Genomic DNA, 372 nt, shown 5'->3' with positions numbered 1-372 from the left:
GGCAATTACAGCTACGCAAAGAAAGCTGAATCACCCCAAAAGATCAAGAGACTGACACCAGAACGGGTCAGCCGAAACAGCCGCTGGCTGATACCGGGCAGCGCGCTGATCACAGCCGCTCCCGGAGTACTGCAGAACTGCGGTATTTAGTCTGGCATATTACGGGAGTAGAAAATCTCCAGCATTTCCTTGCGCACCTTGTTCTCGATCACATCCCGTTCAGCGTCACTCAGGCTGAGCGCAGCTTCACCAAACAGATAGTTATCCAGTTCAAAATCCTTCAGCAGCATCTTGGTATGGAAGGTATTTTCCTGATACACATTCACATCGATGGTCTGATAGGCGTTACGGGTATCTTCGGTCAGGTAGTTC

General features: G+C 50.3%; 1 protein-coding gene. It reads right to left on the bottom strand.

Features of this window, described 5'->3' with window-relative positions; all coding sequences use genetic code 11:
• Positions 1-146 precede the first annotated feature (146 nt).
• A partial coding sequence (locus tag Q4563_RS17065) for a hypothetical protein (RefSeq protein WP_442903775.1) occupies positions 147-372 on the bottom strand: 226 nt, incomplete at its 5' end.

This window comes from Gilvimarinus sp. 1_MG-2023 (genome assembly GCF_030548285.1).
The sequence above is the reverse complement of the archived record's forward strand: the minus strand, read 5'-3'. Positions and strand labels throughout refer to the sequence as shown.